Origin of the sequence: Salipiger sp. HF18, assembly GCF_011806505.1 — a bacterium.
Classification (GTDB): Bacteria; Pseudomonadota; Alphaproteobacteria; order Rhodobacterales; family Rhodobacteraceae; genus Salipiger; species Salipiger thiooxidans.
The window spans coordinates 1-1,596 of sequence record NZ_JAATOS010000707.1 but is presented as its reverse complement, the minus strand read 5'-3'; the positions used below and the strand labels follow the sequence as shown (position 1 = coordinate 1,596).

Here is a 1,596-nt window from a genome sequence, read left to right as displayed (position 1 = left end):
GTAACCCGCGACGGGCTGATCCTGATGAGCCTGCGCACCACCTCGGGGGTGATCGCGGTCGACAGGGCCTCGGGGCGCATCGTCTGGCACGCCGGCCCCGACGTGGTGGCCCAGCAGCACACGCCGGTCGAGATGGACGACGGCTCCATCCTCGTCTTCGACAACGGCAACCTGCGGGTGGGGTCATCCAACCCCTACAGCCGGGCCATCCAGTTCGACCCGAAGACCATGGAGACCACGTGGGACTACACCGATCCCAACGCGCCCAGCTTCTTTTCGCCCTTCATGGGCAGCGCTCAACGGCTTGTTAACGGCAATACGCTCATCTGCGAGAGCGGCTTCGGCAGGCTCTTCGAGGTCACGCCCATGGGCGAGGTGGTCTGGGAATACGTGATCCCCGATTTCGCCGAGTATCCCGCGCCGCTGAACCAGTTCATTCGGGGAAGCCACAACACCTGCTTCCGCGCCCATCGCTACTCCGAGAGCCAGGTGCCATGGCTGTGACCGAGCAGCACGACAAGATAACCCGGCCCAAGCCGCCCGTCGCCCGGTTCGCGCAGCTCTCCGCTGCGGGCACCGCGGTGGGGCTGCCGATGGTCTCTTTCCTCTTCATCCTCGCGCTCTGGAGCGTCGTCGGCGCCTCCGGGGTGGTTTCCGAGGCGATCTTCCCGGCGCCGTGGTCGGTGTGGTCCGCCACTGTCGAGATGTGGCAGAACGGCACGCTGCAGAAGGATCTCGGCGTCTCGCTGGCCGGCGTGGGCTTTGCCATCGGCGCGACGCTGGGCGTCACCATGGGCCTGCTCACCGGGCGGGTGCCGCTGGTGCGCACGCTGCTGAACCCGTTCCTGAACCTGCTTCGCCCGATCCCGGCCATCGCGCTGGTGCCGGTGGCGATCGTCTGGTTCGGCATCGGCGAGGGCTCGAAGTATTTCGTGGTCTCCTACACGGTGTTCCTGACCGTCTGGTTCAACACCCATCACGGCATGCAGTACGTGCCCGAAACCTACCTGCGCGCGGCGCGCTCTCTGGGCGCCTCGCAGCTGCGCGAGTTCCTGACCGTGGTGCTGCCTGCCGCGGCCCCGCATATCTTCGCGGGCATCCGGCTCGGCGTCGCGCTGGCCTTCCTGAGCCTCGTTGCGGCCGAGCTTTCCGGGGCGTCCTCTGGCCTTGGCTTCCGGCTGCAGGAGGCGCGGCAATACATCCGCACCGACCGCATGTTCTCGTTGCTGATCATTCTCGGCATCCTCGGCGCGGTCGCCGACCTGGTGGTGCATCGCATCGGCCGCAAACTCGTGCATTGGGAGCAGGGTTGATGGAGATGGACAAGGGACGTGTCGAGGTCGAGGACGTCGTCATCCGCTTCGGCACCCGCGACAGCGCGGTTACCGCGCTTGACCGGACAAACCTCGTGCTCGAGCCGGGCACCTTCACCGCGCTTATTGGTCCATCTGGTTGCGGAAAATCTACCCTCATGAACGCGATAGCGGGGTTTGTTCAACCAGCCGAGGGGCGCATTACGCTCGACGGCGCGCAGATCCGGGGGCCGTCTCCGGACGTGGGGGTGATCTTCCAGCAATACGCGCTCTTCCCGTGGTT

At 66.1% G+C, this 1,596-nt stretch carries 3 protein-coding genes; all 3 read left to right on the top strand.

The genetic code is table 11. The features are described from left to right. The coding region (locus HC022_RS26135; protein WP_167454324.1) for an aryl-sulfate sulfotransferase at positions 1-504 on the top strand (504 nt) is incomplete at its 5' end. Continuing rightward, positions 495-1,313, top strand: a complete 819-nt coding sequence (locus HC022_RS26130) for an ABC transporter permease (RefSeq protein ID WP_167454323.1) — start codon at positions 495-497, stop codon at positions 1,311-1,313. The genes HC022_RS26135 and HC022_RS26130, both read left to right, overlap by 10 nt. Next, positions 1,313-1,596 (top strand): ATP-binding cassette domain-containing protein (locus tag HC022_RS26125; protein ID WP_167454322.1); only part of this gene is annotated, 284 nt, incomplete at its 3' end. The genes HC022_RS26130 and HC022_RS26125, both read left to right, overlap by 1 nt.

Bases quoted from the DNA above. Each gene is read 5' to 3' on its own strand.
- HC022_RS26130 (WP_167454323.1), top strand. From the start codon at position 495: ATGGCTGTGACCGAGCAGCACGACAAGATAACCCGGCCCAAGCCGCCC.